Here is a 21,544-nt window from a genome sequence, read left to right on the forward strand (position 1 = left end):
TTATCCAGTGTACACAACCGCATCAATTTCTACTAAAACATCTTTCGGCAAACGACTAACTTCGATAGTTGCCCTTGCAGGGTAAGGTTGTTGTAAATACCCTCCATATATTTCATTAACCGTTGCAAAATGATCCATTGACTTTAAGTATATCGTAAATTTAACAACATTTGAAAAGTCGGAATTGGCCTCTGTTAAAATTGCTTTTATATTTTCCATTACCTGTTTCGTCTGTTGTTCAATCCCTTCGACAACTTCACCAGTTTTTGGGTTAATGCCAATTTGCCCAGAAACATAAAGAAAATCTCCTGCTTGTATGGCCTGTGAATAAGGACCAATTGCAGATGGTGCGTTACTCGTTTGAATTGCTTTTAACATGTAAACTCCTCCTAAATACACGATCATGTGTATAACTTTATTTGATAACATCTTTTTTCTGGGGATAAAGTGGATAACTTGTTGATAACTTAATTCCCTCTTACTATTCGACTTATTCCTACAAAGCTCAGGTTTAAAAAGAATTTATAACTTGATTAATCTGTACAGATTGTTACTTAGCTGTGACAAAAAGAAACAGTTGTCTACATTTTTATCCCCAACAAATAGGATTACTCACAACTAATCACACAATATTTTGTGCGAGAATGAATGTTCTCTACAAAATATCCACCTTATCCTCATTTTATCCACATCTTGTGCATAATCAAGTATTTCTCTTTGTGAATAACTCTTTTTCTCTCCATTTACCAAAGCGATAATAAAGGATTGCAAATACACTACTAATGAGAAAACTAACCCCCATACCTATTGCGATACCAGTGTCTCCAAATAAGTTTGAGAACAAGGCTGTTAATGGGAATCTTAACACCCAAAAAGAGATAATATTTAACACTAATACTTGATACATTGCTCCAGAAGCACGAACAATTCCATTGAGAATAAAATTAATGCCTAAGAATGGATAACAAAGCGCTATAATTTGGAGGTATTTTGTTCCGAATGCAACAGCTTCTTCCTCTTGAATAAATAGTCTGACCCCGTATTCTGCTAAAAAGACAACAGCTATTCCAATAATAAACATAACGGCAAAATTATAAATTACGCCATACTTGGCAATTTGTTTGACTCGAGACCAGTTCTTCACACCAATATTTTGTCCGGCCATACTATTCACTGCCGTGCCAAGAGCATGAGCTGGCAGCATTAGAATACTATCTAGTCTTTGGGCAGCACCAAAACCACCTACTACCCCTCCACCAAATGTAGTTATAACACTCATTATCGCTGCCGAACCAGCGGAAATGACAGACATTTGTAACCCAGCTGGAATACCTAAGTTCAAAATCAATACTACTTCGTTTTTAGCTGGTATTTTAGGAAACGTAAATGGTGCGAGCTTTTTATATAATACATAAATAAAACCATACAAAAATGCGCCACCTTGAGAAACAACGGTTGCCATTGCAGCACCTTCAATTCCAAGGTTAAATCCAGAAATAAATAGTGGATCTAAGACAATGTTTAATAAAACAGCCATCATCACAAAGCGAAGTGGTGTTTTACTATCACCTAACGCCCTCAGTACTGTACTAATAAAATTATAGCCAAATAAAAATAAGATTCCTAAGAAATTAATTTGTAAATAGCTTTTGGCACTTGCCATCATCTCTTCAGGTGTTCCTAATAACAGTAGTAATTGCTCTGCAAAAATAAAACCTAATGACCCTAAGAATATAGCCATACTAGCTAAAATAACTACGAAAGCATTTAAGTATCTAGTTAATCCTTCTTGATTTGCTTGCCCTTTTTGTTGCGATAAAATCGTTAGTGCAGCATTATTCAATCCAATAATAAATGACAAGACTGTAAAAATAATTGCACTTGAAATTGCAACAGAGCCTAAAGCATTTGCTCCTAATAAATTTCCGACCCATAAACTATCAGCAAATTGGTACGATGTTTGTAATAGATTCGTTAAAATGATTGGACCAGAGAAGACGATTAACTGCTTTAATATATTCCCTTGAGTAAAATCATGTTGTTTTTTCTTCATTATTTATAACAACCCTTCATGCAATTGTTCCTCTTTATTGTAGCACGCTCTACTATTTAACACTCCTAATCTAACCTCAAATATTTATTATACATAGAATATTATTAAAATATTATAAATAATTATAATAATATGATATTATAAAAACAAGCTAGTATAAAATCAAAAAGGAGATGGTCGTAAAATGATGCAAGTCCCACTAACAGTAGGGTCTATTTTAGAACATGCAGAGAAGTTTTTCCCTAAAAAGGAAGTCATTTCACAAACCCATGATAAACTTCATCGTTTAAATTATGGTGAAATTGGACAACGTACTCGTCGGTTAATGAGTGTCCTTGATGAGCTAGGTATTCAAAAAGGGGATCGAGTAGGAACGTTAGCATGGAATCATCATCGTCATTTAGAAATATACTTTGCAGCACCTGGAATGGGAGCCGTACTCCACACCATTAATATTCGCTTATCCCCAGAACATATTATTTACATTATTAATCACGCAGAAGATAAGGTGTTATTTGTTGATGAAGATATTTTACCTCTTGTTGAAGCAGTAAAGGACCACTTAACAACAGTTGAAGCGATTATCGTCATGACCGATAAAACAGAACTCCCAGGATCAAACCTTAATCCACTTTATTCCTACGAAGAATTACTTACAACTGGTGACCCAACCTATCCGTTTACAACAGAAATCGATGAAAATGAACCGGCAGGAATGTGCTATACATCAGCCACAACCGGTAAGCCTAAAGGTGTTATATATTCACATAGAGGAATTGTCCTTCATAGTTATGCTTTAGGACTAGCCGATACAGCTGCCATATCTGAGTCAGATGTGTCCATGCCAGTAGTCCCTCAATTTCATGTAAACGCATGGGGAACGCCTTTTGCATGTACTTGGTTTGGCACCACTCAAGTCATGCCTGGTCCACGCTTTACTCCTAAACGGTTAGCCGAATTTATCGATCGATTTAATGTCACCATTACTGCAGGCGTTCCGACCATTTGGCTTGGACTATTAAGGGAAATTGAACAAGGCGACTATGATATGTCTAGTCTACGTGCTGTACTTTGTGGAGGAAGTGCTGCACCACTTGGGCTTATTAAAGCATTCGAAGAAAAACATAATATTCCGTTCTATCATGCATATGGAGCGACAGAAACTACGCCATTAGTTACTCTTTCTCGTTTAAAGAGCTATCAACAAGATTTAACGAAGGAGGAGAAACTTCAAGAAAGAGCACGACAAGGTATTTTAGTACCTGGCCTTGAAATGAAAGTTGTAGGAGATAATGGTGAGGTTCAATGGAATGGAAAAGAAATGGGTGAATTACTTCTACGTGGACCATGGATTGCAAGTGAATATTATAAGGATGAAAGAACTGAACAAGCATTTGTAGATGGTTGGTTCCATACCGGAGACGTCGTTACAGTAGATGAAGAAGGAACGATACAAATTGTTGACCGTACAAAAGATTTAATTAAAAGTGGCGGAGAGTGGATTTCTTCGGTTGAACTTGAAAACGCTATCATGGCGCATGATGCTGTTTTTGAAGCCAGCGTAGTATCCATTCCTGACCCTGAATGGCAAGAAAGACCTGTTGCCTGTGTCGTTTTACATGAAGAATTCGCAGGAAAGGTATCTAAAGATGATATTCTCGATTTCTTAAAACCTCAATTTGCCAAATGGTGGCTGCCTGATGACGTATTATTTATGGAAGAAATACCGAAAACATCGGTTGGTAAATTCCTAAAACGACAATTACGTGAGAAAGTTAAAGAACATTATAGCTTACAATAGTAGGGGTTAGAATAAAGTGGGTATGGTTTCTTATAAGGAGATCATGAGATCATACCCACTGGTAATATTTTTCATTTATGTACTTGACAATATTAAGAAAATTCCATATGATAAGTTAAATCATACAATTAACTAATTTGCTAATTATGTACATTTAAAATTTACTGAAACTTCAATATATTAACGCGTTACCATACAGGAGGAGTCAAGGTGAAAATTAAAATCGCAGTTTTTGGAAGGGATGAACTACTTACACGATTTGACGACTACATACATAAACATGATGACGTTGAAGTAATTCCTTTTAATTATAAGGATGCCAAACAAGCAGTTGAACTTATTGAGAAATCTTTTATGTGTGATGTGAATTTATTCCTGGAGTCTCTTCCATACTTATATGCAAAAAATAAAATTAAAAAGAAACGGCTACCGGTTGTTCAAGTACCATTTGATGAGTACATGATTCTAACCTCTTTTTATCATGTAAAGAATACATATAATCAACAATTAAACCGATTATCTATTGATGTATTAGATAATCGTTATGTCAAAGAAGTATTAACCGACCTCGAATTACGGGATAGTGACATTTACACTTATAACTATGGTGTGGACGAGCCTGTCGATTTAGACCTCATCGTTAATTTTCATAAGAAACTCTATGAAGAAGGTAAAGTAGATTATATTCTAACTTCACTTTATGAAGTAGATATCAAGCTAAAAGCGCTGGGTATCCCTTCTTATTGTATGGTAACACCTAAGATTAATATTGATAAAGCAATCGAGAGAGCAAAATCAATTACAACATTAAATAAAAGTAAAAGTGCCCAAATCATATCAGGTTATGTTCGAATTAAAAACTGGGATTTACTTGTAAAAGAGAATGGGTTAGAAGCAACAGAGGAATTACAACAAAAATTAAACCAGATTCTTATTAAATTTGGGGAAAAAACATTTGCTTCCATATTACCAAGCAGTGACAACCAGTATGTTATCTTTGGTACTCGTGGAGTACTTGATCATATCACTAATCATTTTCGAGACTTTCCTTTATTACAAGAAATTGAAGCCGCTGTAAGTACACCAGTAGAAATTGGATTTGGACTTGGTTTGACAGCGAAGCAAGCAGAAGATCACGCTAGACTTGCAATCGAAGCATGTTCAACTACTACGAACAGTAGTTGCTATATTGTTAATGATCGCCAAGAAACAATTGGGCCTCTAGGAGTCAAGAAACATTTTGACACATCTAGACTCTACCAAGCACTGATTCATAAAGCTAGATTAAATAATGAACTGTCCTATAACTTTATTGATTTTGTGAAACTTAGAAACAATGAACCATTCTCCTCTCATGACATAGCAAATTATTATCAAGTAACGAAAAGAAGCGCAGAAAGAACAGTAAATAAGCTATTATCAGGGGAAGTCATTAAAGTAGTCGGTGAGGAAAAACCATACGTGAAAGGACGACCAAGGAAATTATTCCAAATTAATATGTAAAAAACGCACCCGAGTGCGTTTTTTTGTTTTGGATTCTGGAGAATTAAAGGAACTAGGGACCATCTCAATATTTTGATGGTTCCTCATTCCGTTATTTCACGAATAAGATCACTTTTAAGCACGCAATGTAATCGTCGTTCCTTTATTTGCCCTTTTCACCTTCTAATACCATTAGTTTCAGAGCTTTAACGGAGCGAGAATCCGTAAGACCACCAATTATAGACCATTTTTGTCAATTAACGGAAACAGAGACCACCTCACACTACTGGTGGTCTGTCATTCCGTAATTTCTACGCCACTTACATGCAGGATTTCTCTCGTACTATTGTATCACTTCACCTTTATTCATCTGGATAATACTCAACGCTTTCTCATATTCACTATCACTGACTTTCCCCTCTAATACATGAATAATATTGTTTTTTCGATTACTATTTTCAGTAAAACCTGTTGCTGCAAATCCAAAGTTTGTTGTACTTTGATTTAATGCAATAACAGGAAATACTGAGTCCAATTCCTCTTCATTTGTAATTTCATCTATTGTGACATCATGAATATGTAGCTTTCTTAAGCTAGCCTCTGCAGATAATAAGTTATCCTCTGATTGAAAGTATGCTTGAATGGATTTTGCCATTATAATCTACCTTTCCTATTTAGAACTATTTTCCATTCATAGCATTTTCCATTGCATTTAAATTATTCACAAAGACAAAAAAACGTAGTGCAACAATGTTAAAATATCAATTAACCAAAAAAAAGAAGGCAAAAATTCACCTTCTTTTACTAAATACTTAATAACTCTCGAACATCTTCCTCACTCAGACTGGAAAGCATTGTTTCTCCTGGCTGGATAACTTGGTCGATTAGTTCGCGTTTTTTCTGTTGTAGTTCAAATATTTTTTCTTCTATGGTACCTTCAGTAATCATTCTAATAACTTGAACAACATTCTTTTGACCAAAACGGTGAGCTCTACCTGTAGCCTGATCCTCCACGGCTGGATTCCACCATAAATCATAAAGGATGACCGTATCGGCACCAGTTAAGTTTAGACCAGTTCCACCTGCTTTAAGAGAAATAAGAAAAATATCTCGTTCCCCGTTATTAAAGCGATCACTCATAGTTACTCTATCCTGTGACTTCGTCTGTCCATCTAAATAAAAATAGTCAATTCCCTTATCTTCAAGCTTTTTCCTAATGATTTCATGCATGCTCGTAAACTGAGAGAAAATCAACATGCGTTTATTGTTATTTAGAGCATTTTCAATTGTTTCCATTAACTGTTCTAATTTTCCAGATTTCCCTAAATAGTTTTCCATAAATAATGATGGATGACAACAGATTTGTCTAAGCCGTGTTAAACCAGCAAGAATCTTCATCCGGTTCTGTTGAAAGCCACTTTCCTTCATGGATTGTACTGCATCTTGTTGTACTTGTCTTAAATACCCAACATAAAGTTCTTTTTGTTCATTTGTAAGTTCTGATACACTGACTGATTCAATTTTATCTGGTAATTCTTTTAGAACGTCTTGTTTTAAACGACGTAAAATAAATGGCTTTGTAATAGCAGCTATTTTCTCATTTCCTAGTTGTTTAAACGTCTTTTGATTTGGCATTAAACCAGGAAGAACTACTTGGAAAATGGCCCACAACTCTTCAATTGAATTCTCAATTGGTGTACCACTTAAAGCAAAGCGCTTACTTGCTTTTACATTACGTATCGCTTTTGATGTTTTGGTGGCATAGTTTTTAATATATTGAGCTTCATCTAAGATAAGTGTTTCAAACGACAGTTCCTTATAAAAATCAATATCTTGCCTTAACGTCGCATATGATGTAATCCAAATATCCTTCTTCTCATCTTGTTCAAATTTTTGATGGCGAATTTCTGGAGAACCGGTCATAATTTCTACACTTAACTTTGGAGAAAATTTCTCGAATTCATTTTTCCAATTATACACAACAGATGATGGCGCAACGATCAAATGTGGCTTATCACTTGGGACCGACGTAATAAAGGCAATACTTTGCAATGTCTTTCCAAGCCCCATATCATCAGCTAAAATACCACCTAGATGGTAATCACTTAATGACTTAAACCATTGATAACCCGTCATCTGGTAGTTTCTTAACGAAGCATTTAAATCTTCTGGCAGCTCATACTCTTGCTCTTCCGGTGAATGTAATCGATGAAGAAGCTTACGAAATGCCGGATCATATTGCTTTTTAGTGTCTATTAACTCATCGATTTGTGATCCACGAAATACAGGCATTTGTACACTACCGTCTTCAATATCTCCACGTTTAATATCTAGCTCATTAAAAAGTTTTTGAATGGATGTATACTCTTCTCCTTCTAGTGAGAGCATTTCTCCACCTGGAAGGCGATAATACCTTTTCTTCTCAATAACCGCATCTAAGATTTTGTGAATTTCACTATCATCCACACCATCTATATCAAAACCTATTTCCAATAAATTAGTTGAAGATTCTAACCGAACGCTAGTCGTTGGTGTTGGTTCTTGTTCAACAATGAGATTGCGAATTTCTGATGTTAAGTACAATTCAACATATTTGTCTAATATAGGCAAGACACTATATAAAAAGTCATATAGTTCTTCTTCATCTGCTTCGATATAGAGAGTTTTTCCATTGTATCGAAAGTTCGCTTGTTCAATCAGACTCATTACTTGGCGTTCTTTTTCAACATCACGAATAATCATAACATCATGATCTTCACGTCCATTAAATGGATTGATTGTATGTGACCCATAATGATATTCAAGATTACCCACAATCCAATCCGCTTGAATTTCCAAATACAACTTCGCTTTCAGTGGAACTTGAATAATTTCTGATTGTACGTTCTCAGAGACTTCTACATCCCCTACTTTTTTCAAAGAAGGCAATATCTCAGATAAAAATGTATCAGCTTGACTCTTTGCAATTGGTAGTTCATGGTCCAACGATCCAAACGCACTGACTTGTTCAATGATTGGAACTTGCTCCTTTGATGGAAAGTAGAAAGTACCTTGATAAAATAATATTTCATAGTCTTTATAATATGCACCGTAGTCCACATCTTCCATCGATAAGACCATATCACCCCTACTATTTTTCGTGATTGAAAAATGGTAGGGGAGTTTTCCTTTTTCGATTGCAACTTCTTTATAAGTCTTTTCTGCCCTCCATACCATCAAATCGCGTTGTATTAATTCGTCTAAAAGAGTTTCAGCAATTAATGGGGGAATGGTGATTGAACGTTTATCTCGGCTAGTCGTTTGTATATAATATGATTGATAATTATTATAAATCTTCTCATTACGGGAAATAGAGTACAATTTTTCAAAGATGGATAGGTCTTGTTGTAAGATATAATGTTGATCAGGAGAATAGGTAAAAGTTTTCGTAAATGGATGCTCTCTCCCAGCTAATACATCTGTTATAAAAGCAATAACATCCTTTACAACAAATCGTCTTTTTTCTCCAGCCTTTAACTCAAGAACTAGATTACTATCGTACGTCCATTTTAAGAAATACTCAATGTGAATAGGTACTTTATTCGACAGTACATCCGTTTCTTGTTGTGGAATACTGCTTAATGCTTGGATGAAGCGATTCGTTGTCCGATAATCATATTCGGAAAACTCGGGTGGTTGATCTGATTCTTTATTCGCTATTCCTATTAATGTGGCGACAATATGTTTACAAGAATGATAGGTATCGAATGCTGGACAATCACAATACGTTTCAATGGATCCTTTATCATAATCTTTCATATTAATTTCCACAAAATAATTTTCCGTGCCGTACACTCTTGCTGTCCATACTTTAAAATTCAGGTCATAGCTAAGGTCCCTCACTAAACCTTCTTTAAAATAATCTAATCCACGTTTATATATAATCGGGGGAAATAACTTCTGTATATTAACATCACTTATTTTATTCAAGACTCTATTAACCTGCCTTTTTACATACTCTATTAATATTGTAAACGAGATGTACAGATTTTTAAACAAATACACGAGTATTGATTCTACTTTAATAGGATAGGGATTTTTAAGCCAAAATATACATTTTTTTAAGTGGCTAAATCACAGTAAAATGAAATCCCTGAAGACGAATAATAGGAGGTAAAGAAGTTTATGATTTTACGAGGCAAGTCTATTAATTGTAGATAATTGAATTACGCTACGGACAGTCGCTTTCCGTGGGCACGGCTTCAGCCTCCTCGCGGAAAAATCGCCGCTGTGGGGTCTTCAGACACGTGCTGTTCCCACAGGATAAGGAAAACTACGTCAGCGATACATCGCACGCAGAAAATGCAAATAAAAATGCATTTTCAAGGAGTCGACTGTCCTTCGCTCCAATCAACAATACAAATAGTAGTCAATCCTTAAGACCTTCTTTTCCGGTAGGATATGGCATATATAGGGATTCATGATGCACTTCCTTCTAAACCAAATCTTCCGCTCCCCCACACCACTATTTAATATGTCTTTCTAACTCGGCAAACCATTGTTTTGTTTTTGTTTCATCTTCCTGATTGATAATGAAATAGTCTTCCCCTTTGACGACAAGTAAATATGGGCCTTGGTCACTGTTTATAAATAATTTCCCTTTTCCTAAATCCTCTAGGCGAAAATTCCCTTTCAATCGACCAGCAAAAGAATAGCCATTAGTACGTATGAGAACTTTCGGAAGTTCTTCTAATAATTCTACTCTTTCAATGGAATTGATATCCCATTCAACACCATAGAATCCAGTAACTTCCACATAGTCTGACTCTATTTTTAAGTCATTATCAACAAATCCTGATGCTAAAGCAACAGCAGCAACGGTTATCGTTAGAAGAGTAGTAACCGTCGAAATGATATAACCCTTCTTCTTTTTATGAGGGAGTTCATATTTCTGAACGTAAATCATTCCACCTAATACAATAAGTAGCATAACACCTAATGATCCTTCAAAAGCATACGATACATTGAAGAGGACCAATACAAAGCCTATCGCTAACACAATTCCTCCAGCTAATAGAACCATCCCCATTGCTTGCGGAAATCCACGTTTAATTAATTCCTCTTGTTCTTCTTTCGGACGTCGGTTAAAACCAGAAATTAATCCATAGTATCCGTTTCTTACAATCAAATGGGCAATCCCCAAAAACATAAACATAATAAGGCCATGTATAAATAATACAACCAAGTTATCTTCCATAATCGTTCACCTCAAATAAGTTATACGTACCTTGGTATATTAAAGTTTCGTTAATTATTGTCTATTCTTCTCGCTCGAATCACAAGAAATACATACAACATCATAGAAATAGCAATCGATATTGCTGATGTAGAATAAATGGCGCCATAATTAAATATAGAGGCAATTTGCCCAAATAATATAGCACCCATACCGATCCCTAAATCAAAGAAAGAAAAGAAAGTTGCATTTGCCATTCCTTTACGATTATTCGATGCTTTTTCCACGGCCCATGCTTGTAAGGCCGGCTGAACACTTCCAAAGCCTAACCCGTATAACCCGGCAGCTACTAATAAAATAACTGTACTAGGTAACCAGGATAATAGAATCATAGCAATTAAAATCATCGATGTACCAGGCAAAAATACATACAGATGGCCTTTTTTATCATAGATTTTTCCTGCAAACGTTCTAGAAATCATCAGGAATATCGCATACACAAGAAAATAGGACTCAATTCCACCTACGCCTTTTTCAATAGCATGTAAGGGCAAGAAAGTCGCAATTCCACCAAAAGTAAACGTAATAAATAACAGTAATAATGATGGCTGAATCGCTGTTTTCTCAAAAATATCAAATTTAGGAGCAACCGATTGATTAGATGATTGCTCCACTTGTTTATATTTTATCGTTGAGGATAAAACAAAAGCAACTAACCCCAATGACCCACAAATTAAAAATAGTGATGTGAATGAGATTTGGTCGACTAAAGTAAGCCCCAAAGCTGGACCGAATGCTAACGCAATATTACCGGATAAACCGAAATAGCCCATTCCTTCTCCCCGTCTTTTCGGAGGAATAATGTCTGTTGCGATGGTACCCGTTGCTGTTGTAGAAAATCCCCATCCGATCCCTTGTAATACACGTACAATTAGTAATACAACAATACTTGTAATAAATGCAAACGAACCAACCGTTACGACAAATACTGCTAAACCTATCATATATACAAATTTTCTACCCTTCGTCTCTAATGCATGACCAGCAAAAGGACGCATGACTAAGGCTGAGAAGGTAAAAATACCAACGATTACACCAACTAATTGGTCACTGCCTCCTAAATCTTTTACAAATAATGGCAAGGTAGGAAGTGTCATTTGAAAACCTAAGAAAATAAAAAAATTAGCCAAACAAACCAGGACAAAATCACGTGTCCATATTTTCTCAACTGGTTGATTAGCCGTTTGTGTGTTTGAATTCGGAATCCCCATGTAAGTCTCCTCTTTCCTTCGATACTCGAAATATATTATACATGAGTATTATATATATGGGAATGGGTGAGGAGTAATTCTTATATAAAATGGTATGTACTTACCAGATTGATAAGAAAAGAACAGAGCGCTCGGAGCTAGACATTTCTGAAATTTTGTACATTCTTATCTTTTAAAAAAGGAAAAATAGACCTGACACAAGGCCAGATCTATTTCACATATTACTATTAAAATAACCGAACAAGAAAATCAGACACTAGTAACATAATCAATGCTACGAACCATGCTAATGTCGTTGGAACAGACCATACTAAGATTTGTTCTTTTACATTTTTAATTCCTAACATTCTATTTACAACCCAGAATAAACTATCATTAAAGTAAGAGAAGATCATGGCACCTAATGCAGCAGCCTGTGCAGCTAATACTAGATTAACATCTAAGCTAGCAACGATTGGTGCTGAAATTGACGCAGCTGTAATCATTGCAACTGTTCCACTCCCTTGTACTAAGCGTACAAATGTTGAAATAAAGAATGGAATTAAAATAGCAGGGATAGACCACATTGCTACCTGTTCTGCGATTAAATCACCAGTACCACTTGCACGAAGTACATTCCCTAATGCACCACCGGCACCTGTTACTAGTAAGATAATACCAGCTGTTTTTATTCCTTCTTCCATACGATCTAATGTTTCAGCTTTACGTAAGTTGTTTGTTAATGTGTAAATCGCTACAATTAATCCAAGACCAACAGCAATTACCGGGTTACCGATAAATTTAATATAAGAAAGAACTGTTTCATTTAATGTTAATACACCTGAATCATGTAGTGCACCAAATGTTGTATTGATGAAAATTAAAATAATCGGGATTAAGATAGGCATAATTGCTTTTGTAAAGGAAGGAAGTTCTTTTTCTCTTTCATCCACTGCTTCTAGGAATTCCTGGTAAACAGCTCCTTCCTCTAAACGAACATAGCCTTCTCCATCTTCTGCTGGAACTTGATGAATCTTTTTGCCAATCCATTTTGCATAAAGAACACCAACGATAATAATAGGGATTGAGAAAACAAGACCTACTAAAATCATTAGACCAACATCAGCTCCAAAAATCCCTGCTACACCTAATGGACCTGGAGTTGGAGGTACTGCATGGTGTGTAACAGCTAGTCCAACAGCCAATGCTACTCCTAATGCGACAACTGACTTCCCTGTCTTTCTAGAAAGAGCTTTAACAAGAGGGTGAAGAATTACAAATGCCGAATCAACAAAGATCGGAATAGCTACTACATAACCTGCTACAGCCATAGCCCACTCTTCTTTTTTCTCCCCTAATTTCTTTATCAATGTGTAGGCAAGCTTTTCAGCAGCTCCAGACACTTCTAAAATCCGTCCCATCATTACCCCTAAACCAATAATGATACCGATAGATCCTAACGTACTACCAAAACCATTCGTTATTTCTGCTACAACTTCATTGGGATCCATCCCACCGACAATCCCTGTAATGGAAGCAGCAATAATAAGTGCTATAAATGCATGAATCTTTGTCTTTAGAACTAAAAATATTAAAAATGCGATCCCTAAAATAAGACCGACAATCATTTGTGTTCCGGATACTTCCATGACTTTTTCTCCTCTCGGATGTAATGGCTTACATTACGATAAGAACTGTACTGGGGCTATCACCCTACTTAACCCCAGTCAGTTTGATTGGTACTATTATTCCATTGTGTCACTAGTGAATTTTGGTGCATATTCTGCTGCAAGTTTGATACATTCTTCCATGCTAACACTTGAAGCAATATTTTTTCCTGCAATGTCAAAGGCAGTACCATGGTCAACTGATGTTCTTAAGAATGGTAGACTATTCGTAATCGAAATTGTACGATGGAAATCTGTCATTTTCGCTGCGATGTGTCCTTGGTCATGATATAGTGACAATACCGCATCATATTTTCCATTTAATGCTTGGAAGAACACTGAATCTGCAGGAACAGGACCAACTGCATCAATTCCACCTTTTACAGCCGCTTCAATACCTGGTCCGATTTCTTCCACTTCTTCCATTCCAAATAAACCACCTTCCCCACTATGTGGGTTAAGACCAGCCACAGCAAACTTACGGCTTTCCACTCCTAAACGTTGAAGTGCTTTATCACAACGATTTAAGTAGTCATGAACGCGTTCTTTCGTCATTTGCCCGATCGCATCTTTTAAAGATAAGTGACGCGTTAGGAAAAAGATGCGCATCCCATTCACTTGGAACATCGTCAATGGATCTTTCGTGTTGGTAAGGTCTTCTAGCATCTCTGTATGCCCAATATAAGGTACACCAGCTGCTTTAAGTGATTCTTTATTTATAGGTGTTGTTGCTAATGCTTTCACATCTCCATCTTTGGCTAGTTCAACAGATGTTTTAATATATTCAAATGCTGCTTGACCACACTGAGCTTGTACTTCACCATATTGTAGTTCTTCCATATCAATATTTTTTAGATCAATAATATCTACTTTTCCATGTTCAAATAACCCATCTTCAGGTTTTTCAATTATATTTAATGTTAAGTTTGCATCTACAATTTCAATTGCTTTAGCAAATACATTTGCATCTCCTACAACAACTGGTTTACACATATTATATATTTCTTCATTTACTAATGATTTTGCTGTGATTTCTGGCCCTATACCTGCTGGGTCCCCCATTGGAATTGCAATAATTGCTCTCTCTTTATTCATTATTTTGTTCCCTCCTGTGAGTAATTGTTCTTAAATATTTAACACTTGCATAAATCGATTTTTTGTCTCCAACCATTCCACCTTTTGTAACGATCGGTAAACCATGGAAGTATCCTCCAATTAACGTGCCATAAGCAGCTAACGGCAATACTTCATCTTCAAGTTTTATTCCTGATGCCATGCATAATGCACATAGGGAAGCAGTAACATCTCCACCACTAGTAAAGCACCCTTGAATAGGATAACTTGTTTGTTCTAATACTCTTCTAGTAATTTTGGCTAGGCCATCTGTAATTCGCTTAGCTAACATATCCTGTGTAGTATTTTCTTTCTCAGCGATGGCTTTAAAGTTAACCAAACCGGCACCTTCTTTATCGGTCGTGATGATAAGGACATCATCTTGATGAATTCGTTCTAACGCTACTTCAATCGCTCTGCCCACTTCTTCTTCCCAACTAGACTGTAAGGTTGCTAATTTCTCTGCTGAAACATACACTGGCGTGGAATTCGTTTTGTCTTTTAAATATTGTAGTTGTCTGCCGGATAGTGATGTTACACTACCTACCGTTACGATAACTTTCCTCGCTTCTACCAATTGATGAGAATACACTTTTGAATAAGCTGCAGTCAGTGGACCAGGGTCTACTGGTACTAACGTAACATGCTGTATGTTCACCATGGATTCTGCAATTATCTCAATATCTTCATCTGTTACAGCATCGACTACAATAATGCGCTTGCCTTGTTTAATTTGTTCTTCCAATGATTGTGTTAATGATTTAACCCCTGTTAAAACATTGTCCAAGCCAACATGTCCAACTGAGTATTCACTTTGTTCCTTAATAATATCCGGTACATACGATTTGGTAATCGGCATTACCGGATCCTTAGCCACATCCGTATCTTGTACTGGTATTCCATCTACTAATAAATATCCACCAGAAGATATTCTTCCTGAATCAGGGAATGAAGCAACAACGATTGCCACACTATCCTCCCCTAGAGAATTGAGAACGGTATCAATTTCTAGCCCAATTTTTCCTCTTACCGTACTATCAATGCGCTTACAAATTACATTAACATTCCAATCTTGAAATTTTTGAACTGCTTCTTTGACACGTTTTTCGACGATTTCATCTTGTGCATATCGTGAATCTGTATCAATACAAACAGCATTGATATCACTTGATTCAGGGATTTCGTCATTAAAGACGATCGTTGCGGCTGTAAATCCTTGTTTACTTAAACGTACCCCTGTTGCATTTGCACCTGTCAAATCATCTGCAACTACGCCAATTTTCATGATGTTCACCTCGTTTGTTATAACACCTCTATAAATTCAGATAGTTCCTTTTTGGTATCTATTGATATCTCATTATCGGTAATAAATCCATTTATTTCTTTTAGATCACACACTTTAGAAAAAGCCTTTTGTTGTATTTTACTAGAATCAGCTAGCAACCACGTGTTTTCAGCTGATTGAATCATAAGTTGCTTCACTAATGACTTTTCAAACGTAGGTGAGGTAACTCCCGCTTTAAGATCAATTGCATGCGCACCTAAGAAAAATAAATCAACATGAATATCCTTTAACAGTTGATGTGTTTGTGGTCCAAATAATGCTCCAACATCATTTTGCAATTCTCCACCAGTAACAATTACTCTTAACTGGCTATCAAGTAATTCAGCTGCAATTTTGATATCGTTTGTAATAATGGTCAAGTTTTCTCTTTGCTTAAGTAATCTCGCCAATTCTAAAGTAGTAGTACCAGAATCCAACAAGATGGTTTGACCGTCTTTAATATACGATATAGCCTTATTAGCGATTGCTCTCTTTTGATCCATCCTTTTACTCTCTTTCGTAATGAAAGGGGTTTCAGTAATGAGTGGTTTTGGTAGGACAGCTCCGCCATGAATTCGGATAACTTGCCCATCCTCCTCAAGTTGATCAAGATCTCTACGTATCGTCATTGTTGAAACATCTAATTCTCTTGCTAATTCGTCAATTTCAACTTTTCCATTGTCTTTTAGTAGTTGTAAAATCCATTCCCTACGTTTATTCGGTTGCATGGTATCAACCCTTCACAATGTTAATTTCAAACATATTTTGTAACTTTATAACACCATTATGTTACTTTATCACAAATTCGTCAACAGTTTTGTTAACTTTTATCACTTTTATCATTAAATAGTAACTTTAATAGTATCATTTGTTAATTTGACAACAAAAAATCTGAACTCTCCATGTAAAATAGTTCAGATTTTTTAGGGGTTATATTTTTTGGGTATATTATTTAAATTCATTTATTCTGCTATTACACCGCAAGCGATTCGTTCTCCAGCATCTCCAGATGGCTGTGATTGATAGTCATCTGCTTTTTCATGAATCATCAATGAGGTACCTCCCTCTTGAAAGAGAGAATGCTCCTGCCCTTCTTCTAACGTAACCATCTCTGCTAATACTGTTTTAGATACTTTTCCATCTTCATCTACTTCAATGTTCGGTAAATCGCCCGCATGTGGACCTTCTGGATCATTGAAGCCATGATTTGCTTTTGTTGGATTAAAATGTCCTTCAGCTGACCCAAACGTTGGAGCCTGACATAACCCTTTTTCGTGGATATGGAATCCATGTGTACCAGGCGGTAAATTTTCGGCAACAAGAGTGATTTCCACACCTTTTTTCCTTTGTTCAAATTTTGCTTTTCCTACTTTTTCTCCTTTGGTATCCTCTAATGTAACTATTAGTGCTTTTTCATTTACATCTTCCATACTTGCTGTCTCAATACTCGGTTCATTATGTGTTTCTTTTTTCCCTTGATTATCTTCAACATCATCTGCATTTCCACAGGCAATTAGTGTAATACTTATGATGGGTAGTACTAGTAATTTTCGAAGCAAATTGTTTCCTCCTTGTTCAAAAGTAATCATCAATCATTGTTTACAATTTGTACAACTTCTAAACTTCGACAAAGCTTTCGTTATATACTTGTAAATCTATTGATAAAATTTAGTTAAAATATGGTAGGAGATGATTTTCATGGGATTATTTGATGGAATGATGGGAAATGCATCCGAGATGATAAGAAAAGCGCAGAGCGCCCGCTTTGCGACGTACGGACTGGACTGAGGCGTAGGAGATAAAGGAAACACGACGACTAACGGGAGTCGATGTTGACTTATCGTACGGAGGTGAAGGAAGTCTCGCTAGTCGCAGGCGCTCGGAGCTAGACATCTCTGATATTTATATTCACCTATCATTATACAAAAGACGCAGAAAAGGAAATGAATGAATTATTATCGCCTAATGAAAGAGTAGAACATGCCTACAAACTAATTCGTGATTTAATGGTGTTTACGAACAACCGATTAATATTAGTCGACAAGCAAGGTGTCACAGGTAAGAAAATAGAATATCACTCTATTCCGTATAAGAGTATTACACATTTTTCTGTTGAAACTGCAGGGACATTCGACTTAGAAGCCGAATTGAAAATTTGGGTTTCAGGAAATGACGTACCAATAGAAAAAACATTCAACAAACAACTGAACATTTATAAAGTACAAAGTGTCTTAGCGGAATATGTAGCATCGTAATAATCTAATAAGCGTATAAAAAAAGTATTAGGAATTGAATCCTAATACTTTTTTTATTTATCCCGCATGTAACGAGCAGTATTACCTTTTTATCTTCACTTTATGCTAAAGCTACATCTTTCTGATTTTGATCTTTTTCTTTTTTAATTGGTGTATGCCCTTTTAAGAATGGAATTACCCATCTGTCTAGGCCATAACGACCTGCATTGAAGCCAGCTACAATTAAGAATACTGTTAGTAATACCATTTGTGCGTTTGTGCTAACTGTACCACTGAATAAGAATGCAAAGTTCATTGTAATACCCATTAATGCAGCAAAGTTAGTGAAGATTCCCAAGATCAATGCTGCACCTACAAGTACTTCTCCCCACATTACAAGAAAACTAAATAGTCCTGCATTCGGAATAGCAACCGCTTCTAAGAATGTTGCCCACCAACCTTGTACTGCTGGATGTTCTCCACCTGCACTTGCTACTGCTCCGCTTAAAAAGCCTGTTGCGTCAAATCCTCCACCTGTTACTTTACCCCAACCACTTGTTAACCAGCTGTACCCAATATAAACTCGAATGATTGCTAAAATACCTGCTACTACTTTATTATTGCGAATAAAATTCATAATCATTATAGTCAACTCCTTGTTTTTTGTAATATTTTACTTGTTCAAAGATTCACATTCATGAATGAAGTTGTTATCTTTACTACACTTTGATAATACCATGTGAACTTAAAAACGTAAATACTTTTTTGCTCACTTTTTCACATTAATTAAGGTGTATATGTCAAAAATGTGAACATCTGCTACTTTTTAGATGAAACCTTTACACCTTATAATCGTAATACAATAGGAAAAGGATTATGCATTGGTTTTATGTTATTCTTTCTGTAGTAATGATTTTACTGCTTAATACCGACGATACATAAATGGAGGGGTATATTAATGGAAGTCATGTTAACCGTTGAAGGATTAGAGAAGTCCTTCAAAGACAAAAAAGCATTAAAAGGCATCTCTTTCGACGTTCGAAAAGGCGAAATCATGGCCATCTTAGGGCCAAATGGTGCCGGTAAATCAACAACTATAAGAAATATTATGGGGATTATGTATCCAGATAATGGAACAATTAATTTCCACCATCATAATGGTAAAGAAATCCCACGAAATAAGATTGGTTATTTACCAGAAGAACGTGGTCTTTATAAAAATGTAAAAGTGATGGATATTTTACTTTACTTAGCTGACCTTAAAAATTACCCTCTAGATAAAGCAAAGGCTAGAGTATTAGAATACCTAAAGAAATTTGACTTAGAAGGAAAAGAAAATGTATCAGTTGAAGAGTTATCAAAAGGGATGGGACAAAAAGTTCAATTTATTGGTGCAGTCCTACATGAACCAGAATTGCTGATCCTTGATGAGCCTTTTTCTGGACTTGACCCTGTAAGCCAGGAGATTTTTAAAGATGAGATTAGAAACCTGGCAAATAAGGGTACTGCCATTCTTCTATCTTCACACCAAATGAATTTAGTAGAGGAAATGTGTGACCGTCTATTTATGATTCAAAATGGGCAAAAAGTTATTTACGGCACATTAGATGAAGTAAAAACGAAATATGCAAACTTTAAATGTACTGTTCATGGTAAAAATGATATCCGCGACTTGGAGAACATACCAAATGTGCAACGTATTGAACAAGATGGTTCTGCTACTGTTCTGCATCTTGATAAAGACGTAGAACCCGTATCATGGTTGAAAAACTTACCAGACCACTTAAATGTTCAAGAGTTAAAAATAAATCGTATCTCACTACATGAGATTTTTGTAGATATTGCAACCGATAAAAATTTAATCCAGGAAGAAGGTGAAGTAAATGCGTAACTCGATGAAGGTAGCAAAGTGGGAAATCAGACGAAATATGAAAAATAAAACCTTTTTAATTGGATTATTTATTACCCCCTTAATCATGATTGGATTTATTGCATTTGGGATGTTCTTTGGTGATTCAGATGAAGAAGCTGAAGAAGAGTTAACACGTGTGTTTGTTAACGACCAATTAGATATCTTTGCAAGTGTAGAGGAATCAATTGAACAAACTGGATTTAATTGGGAATTGCATCAAACAGACATTGAAGAATCAGAAGCTGAAAGTGAAGTAGCAAGTGCAGAAAACACAGCTTATATTTTCTTGAATGAACAAGCACTAGTTGACGGTACAATCCCTGTTTACACTAGTGATGAGATTGATCCTTTCTTCATGAACCAAGTGCAATTCTTAGAGACTCCATTACAAGCATTACAAATGGAGCAATTAGGTTTATCTGAAGAAGAGTTAGCAATAGTGTCACGCGGCTTTTATTTTGAAGAAGCCAACGTGACACTAGATGAGTCTAACGTCGAGACGACTTCACCCTTTGGTAGTTCCGAAGAAGATATATTAGAACGTGCTATTCCAGGTGCATTTGCTGGATTTATCATGTTATCCATTGTCTTCACTGGTATGGCCATATTCCAAAGTGCTTCACAAGAAAAGAAAGATAAAATTGCTGAGATTATTCTTTCGTCCTTAACACCTGGTGAACTAATGCAGGGTAAGATTTATGGTTATTTTGTATTAGGCTTGATTCAAGCAATTGTATCGATTGCTCTGGTTCTACCGGTGATTTTATGGAGAGTTGATATTCCAATTATGGAGTATTTATTAGTACCTGAAGTACTATTATTAGTCGGTATTGCTATTCTTGGTTACCTTCTATTCGCCGCTATATTTGTCGGTGTTGGGGCAACGATGGCTGATATGACAACAGCTGGTAACTTCCAAGGTATGGTTATGATGCTACCATTCCTACCATTTATCTTTATTGGTCCAGTTGTAAGTGATCCAAATGGATTAATGGCTCAAATTGGTTCGTACGTGCCATTCACTTCACCTGGAGTCCTATTATTGCGCCTGTCTCTTTTAGAAGAATGGCCATGGATTCAAATCATTATTTCTCTAGTTATCCTAATCATCAGTATTTGGATCTTTATGAAGCTAGCAGGAAAAATATTTAAAGTTGGCATTCTAATGTATGGTAAAAATGCAACACCAAAAGAAATCTGGAAATGGATTCGCGCATAAGCAAAGTGAGTAGCTATTAATTTAAAGAAGACGCTGGGACATAACTAAAAAGTCATTACCAAAGACGAACAAATTGCTATCTTAGCGGAGGGAATATACGTAGACTCCTCGGAAATAATGAACAATTTCCTTCGTGCGATGTATAAGCTTTCGAAGCCTTTCTTGTTCTGTGGGAACAAAGGCATCGGTGAGACCCCATGATGCGCTTGCGTCTACAAGTAATGCTACGCAGTGGGCTTCCTCAGCGCAAGGGTGCTAGGAAGCCTAACCAAGT

Annotated in this window: 17 protein-coding genes; 5 read left to right on the forward strand and 12 right to left on the reverse strand. The window is 36.0% G+C overall.

Going from position 1 to position 21,544, the window contains the following annotated elements; genetic code table 11:
* On the reverse strand, window positions 1–378 hold the full coding sequence (locus tag BUB12_RS10310; protein ID WP_072890669.1) for a RidA family protein: 378 nt from the start codon (window positions 376–378) through the stop codon (window positions 1–3).
* 325 nt (window positions 379–703) lie between these two features.
* A complete protein-coding gene (locus BUB12_RS10315) occupies window positions 704–2,053 on the reverse strand; it encodes an MATE family efflux transporter (RefSeq protein WP_072890671.1) in 1,350 nt (449 codons plus the stop codon).
* A gap of 184 nt (window positions 2,054–2,237) precedes the next feature.
* On the opposite strand from BUB12_RS10315, the gene BUB12_RS10320 reads away from it, so the two are divergent.
* Both BUB12_RS10320 and BUB12_RS10325 read left to right on the forward strand, forming a co-directional pair.
* Window positions 2,238–3,854 carry a long-chain fatty acid--CoA ligase gene (locus BUB12_RS10320; RefSeq protein ID WP_072890672.1) on the forward strand — a complete coding sequence of 539 codons (1,617 nt, stop codon included), beginning with the start codon at window positions 2,238–2,240 and terminating at the stop codon, window positions 3,852–3,854.
* 210 nt (window positions 3,855–4,064) lie between these two features.
* Complete coding sequence (locus BUB12_RS10325; RefSeq protein WP_072890674.1) at window positions 4,065–5,357, forward strand: hypothetical protein; 1,293 nt, start codon at window positions 4,065–4,067, stop codon at window positions 5,355–5,357.
* Between the two features lie 322 nt (window positions 5,358–5,679).
* Here BUB12_RS10325 and BUB12_RS10330 read toward each other — a convergent pair whose 3' ends face one another.
* The 9 genes from BUB12_RS10330 to BUB12_RS10370 form a co-directional block, all read right to left on the reverse strand.
* Entirely contained in the window at window positions 5,680–5,991 is a 312-nt protein-coding gene (locus tag BUB12_RS10330; RefSeq protein ID WP_072890675.1) for a hypothetical protein, read from the reverse strand.
* A gap of 149 nt (window positions 5,992–6,140) precedes the next feature.
* The gene (locus tag BUB12_RS10335; RefSeq protein WP_072890677.1) at window positions 6,141–9,305 is read right to left on the reverse strand and encodes a DEAD/DEAH box helicase; all 3,165 of its coding nucleotides are present in this window, start codon (window positions 9,303–9,305) and stop codon (window positions 6,141–6,143) included.
* Window positions 9,306–9,840: 535 nt separating this feature from the next.
* Entirely contained in the window at window positions 9,841–10,572 is a 732-nt protein-coding gene (locus BUB12_RS10340; protein ID WP_072890678.1) for a DUF3784 domain-containing protein, read from the reverse strand.
* 50 nt (window positions 10,573–10,622) lie between these two features.
* A complete protein-coding gene (locus BUB12_RS10345; protein ID WP_072890680.1) occupies window positions 10,623–11,822 on the reverse strand; it encodes an MFS transporter in 1,200 nt (399 codons plus the stop codon).
* Window positions 11,823–12,049: 227 nt separating this feature from the next.
* Complete coding sequence (locus BUB12_RS10350; RefSeq protein WP_072890681.1) at window positions 12,050–13,450, reverse strand: GntP family permease; 1,401 nt, start codon at window positions 13,448–13,450, stop codon at window positions 12,050–12,052.
* Window positions 13,451–13,546: 96 nt separating this feature from the next.
* Complete coding sequence (gene pdxA / locus BUB12_RS10355; protein ID WP_072890683.1) at window positions 13,547–14,563, reverse strand: 4-hydroxythreonine-4-phosphate dehydrogenase PdxA; 1,017 nt, start codon at window positions 14,561–14,563, stop codon at window positions 13,547–13,549.
* Window positions 14,556–15,866, reverse strand: a complete 1,311-nt coding sequence (locus tag BUB12_RS10360) for a four-carbon acid sugar kinase family protein (RefSeq protein WP_072890685.1) — start codon at window positions 15,864–15,866, stop codon at window positions 14,556–14,558. The genes pdxA and BUB12_RS10360 overlap by 8 nt, the downstream gene beginning before the upstream one ends.
* A 17-nt stretch (window positions 15,867–15,883) precedes the next feature.
* The gene (locus BUB12_RS10365; protein ID WP_072890686.1) at window positions 15,884–16,633 is read right to left on the reverse strand and encodes a DeoR/GlpR family DNA-binding transcription regulator; all 750 of its coding nucleotides are present in this window, start codon (window positions 16,631–16,633) and stop codon (window positions 15,884–15,886) included.
* A gap of 234 nt (window positions 16,634–16,867) precedes the next feature.
* Entirely contained in the window at window positions 16,868–17,464 is a 597-nt protein-coding gene (locus BUB12_RS10370) for a superoxide dismutase family protein (protein ID WP_234982654.1), read from the reverse strand.
* 336 nt (window positions 17,465–17,800) lie between these two features.
* On the opposite strand from BUB12_RS10370, the gene BUB12_RS10375 reads away from it, so the two are divergent.
* Window positions 17,801–18,160 carry a PH domain-containing protein gene (locus BUB12_RS10375; protein WP_072890689.1) on the forward strand — a complete coding sequence of 120 codons (360 nt, stop codon included), beginning with the start codon at window positions 17,801–17,803 and terminating at the stop codon, window positions 18,158–18,160.
* 100 nt (window positions 18,161–18,260) lie between these two features.
* On the opposite strand, the gene BUB12_RS10380 is transcribed toward BUB12_RS10375, so the two are convergent.
* Complete coding sequence (locus BUB12_RS10380; RefSeq protein ID WP_072890691.1) at window positions 18,261–18,782, reverse strand: DoxX family protein; 522 nt, start codon at window positions 18,780–18,782, stop codon at window positions 18,261–18,263.
* A 315-nt stretch (window positions 18,783–19,097) separates the two neighbouring features.
* Here BUB12_RS10380 and BUB12_RS10385 point away from each other — a divergent pair, with 315 nt between their 5' ends.
* The gene (locus tag BUB12_RS10385; RefSeq protein ID WP_072890692.1) at window positions 19,098–20,030 is read left to right on the forward strand and encodes an ABC transporter ATP-binding protein; all 933 of its coding nucleotides are present in this window, start codon (window positions 19,098–19,100) and stop codon (window positions 20,028–20,030) included.
* Between the two features lie 4 nt (window positions 20,031–20,034).
* Window positions 20,035–21,270, forward strand: coding sequence for an ABC transporter permease (locus BUB12_RS10390; protein ID WP_327196142.1), 1,236 nt, complete (start codon window positions 20,035–20,037; stop codon window positions 21,268–21,270).
* The last annotated feature ends 274 nt before the right edge of the window (window positions 21,271–21,544 follow it).

The sequence above is a fragment of the Ornithinibacillus halophilus genome (assembly GCF_900129485.1).
Lineage (GTDB): Bacteria > Bacillota > Bacilli > Bacillales > Amphibacillaceae > Ornithinibacillus > Ornithinibacillus halophilus.

Excerpts from the sequence above, each read along its gene's own strand:
- BUB12_RS10310 (WP_072890669.1), bottom strand. The coding sequence starts at position 378 with ATGTTAAAAGCAATTCAAACGAGTAACGCACCATCTGCAATTGGTCCT.
- BUB12_RS10315 (WP_072890671.1), bottom strand. The coding sequence starts at position 2,053 with ATGAAGAAAAAACAACATGATTTTACTCAAGGGAATATATTAAAGCAG.
- BUB12_RS10320 (WP_072890672.1), top strand. The coding sequence starts at position 2,238 with ATGATGCAAGTCCCACTAACAGTAGGGTCTATTTTAGAACATGCAGAG.
- BUB12_RS10330 (WP_072890675.1), bottom strand. The coding sequence starts at position 5,991 with ATGGCAAAATCCATTCAAGCATACTTTCAATCAGAGGATAACTTATTA.
- BUB12_RS10340 (WP_072890678.1), bottom strand. The coding sequence starts at position 10,572 with ATGGAAGATAACTTGGTTGTATTATTTATACATGGCCTTATTATGTTT.
- BUB12_RS10345 (WP_072890680.1), bottom strand. The coding sequence starts at position 11,822 with ATGGGGATTCCGAATTCAAACACACAAACGGCTAATCAACCAGTTGAG.
- BUB12_RS10350 (WP_072890681.1), bottom strand. The coding sequence starts at position 13,450 with ATGGAAGTATCCGGAACACAAATGATTGTCGGTCTTATTTTAGGGATC.
- pdxA (WP_072890683.1), bottom strand. The coding sequence starts at position 14,563 with ATGAATAAAGAGAGAGCAATTATTGCAATTCCAATGGGGGACCCAGCA.
- BUB12_RS10360 (WP_072890685.1), bottom strand. The coding sequence starts at position 15,866 with ATGAAAATTGGCGTAGTTGCAGATGATTTGACAGGTGCAAATGCAACA.
- BUB12_RS10365 (WP_072890686.1), bottom strand. The coding sequence starts at position 16,633 with ATGCAACCGAATAAACGTAGGGAATGGATTTTACAACTACTAAAAGAC.
- BUB12_RS10380 (WP_072890691.1), bottom strand. The coding sequence starts at position 18,782 with ATGATTATGAATTTTATTCGCAATAATAAAGTAGTAGCAGGTATTTTA.
- BUB12_RS10385 (WP_072890692.1), top strand. The coding sequence starts at position 19,098 with ATGGAAGTCATGTTAACCGTTGAAGGATTAGAGAAGTCCTTCAAAGAC.
- BUB12_RS10390 (WP_327196142.1), top strand. The coding sequence starts at position 20,035 with ATGAAGGTAGCAAAGTGGGAAATCAGACGAAATATGAAAAATAAAACC.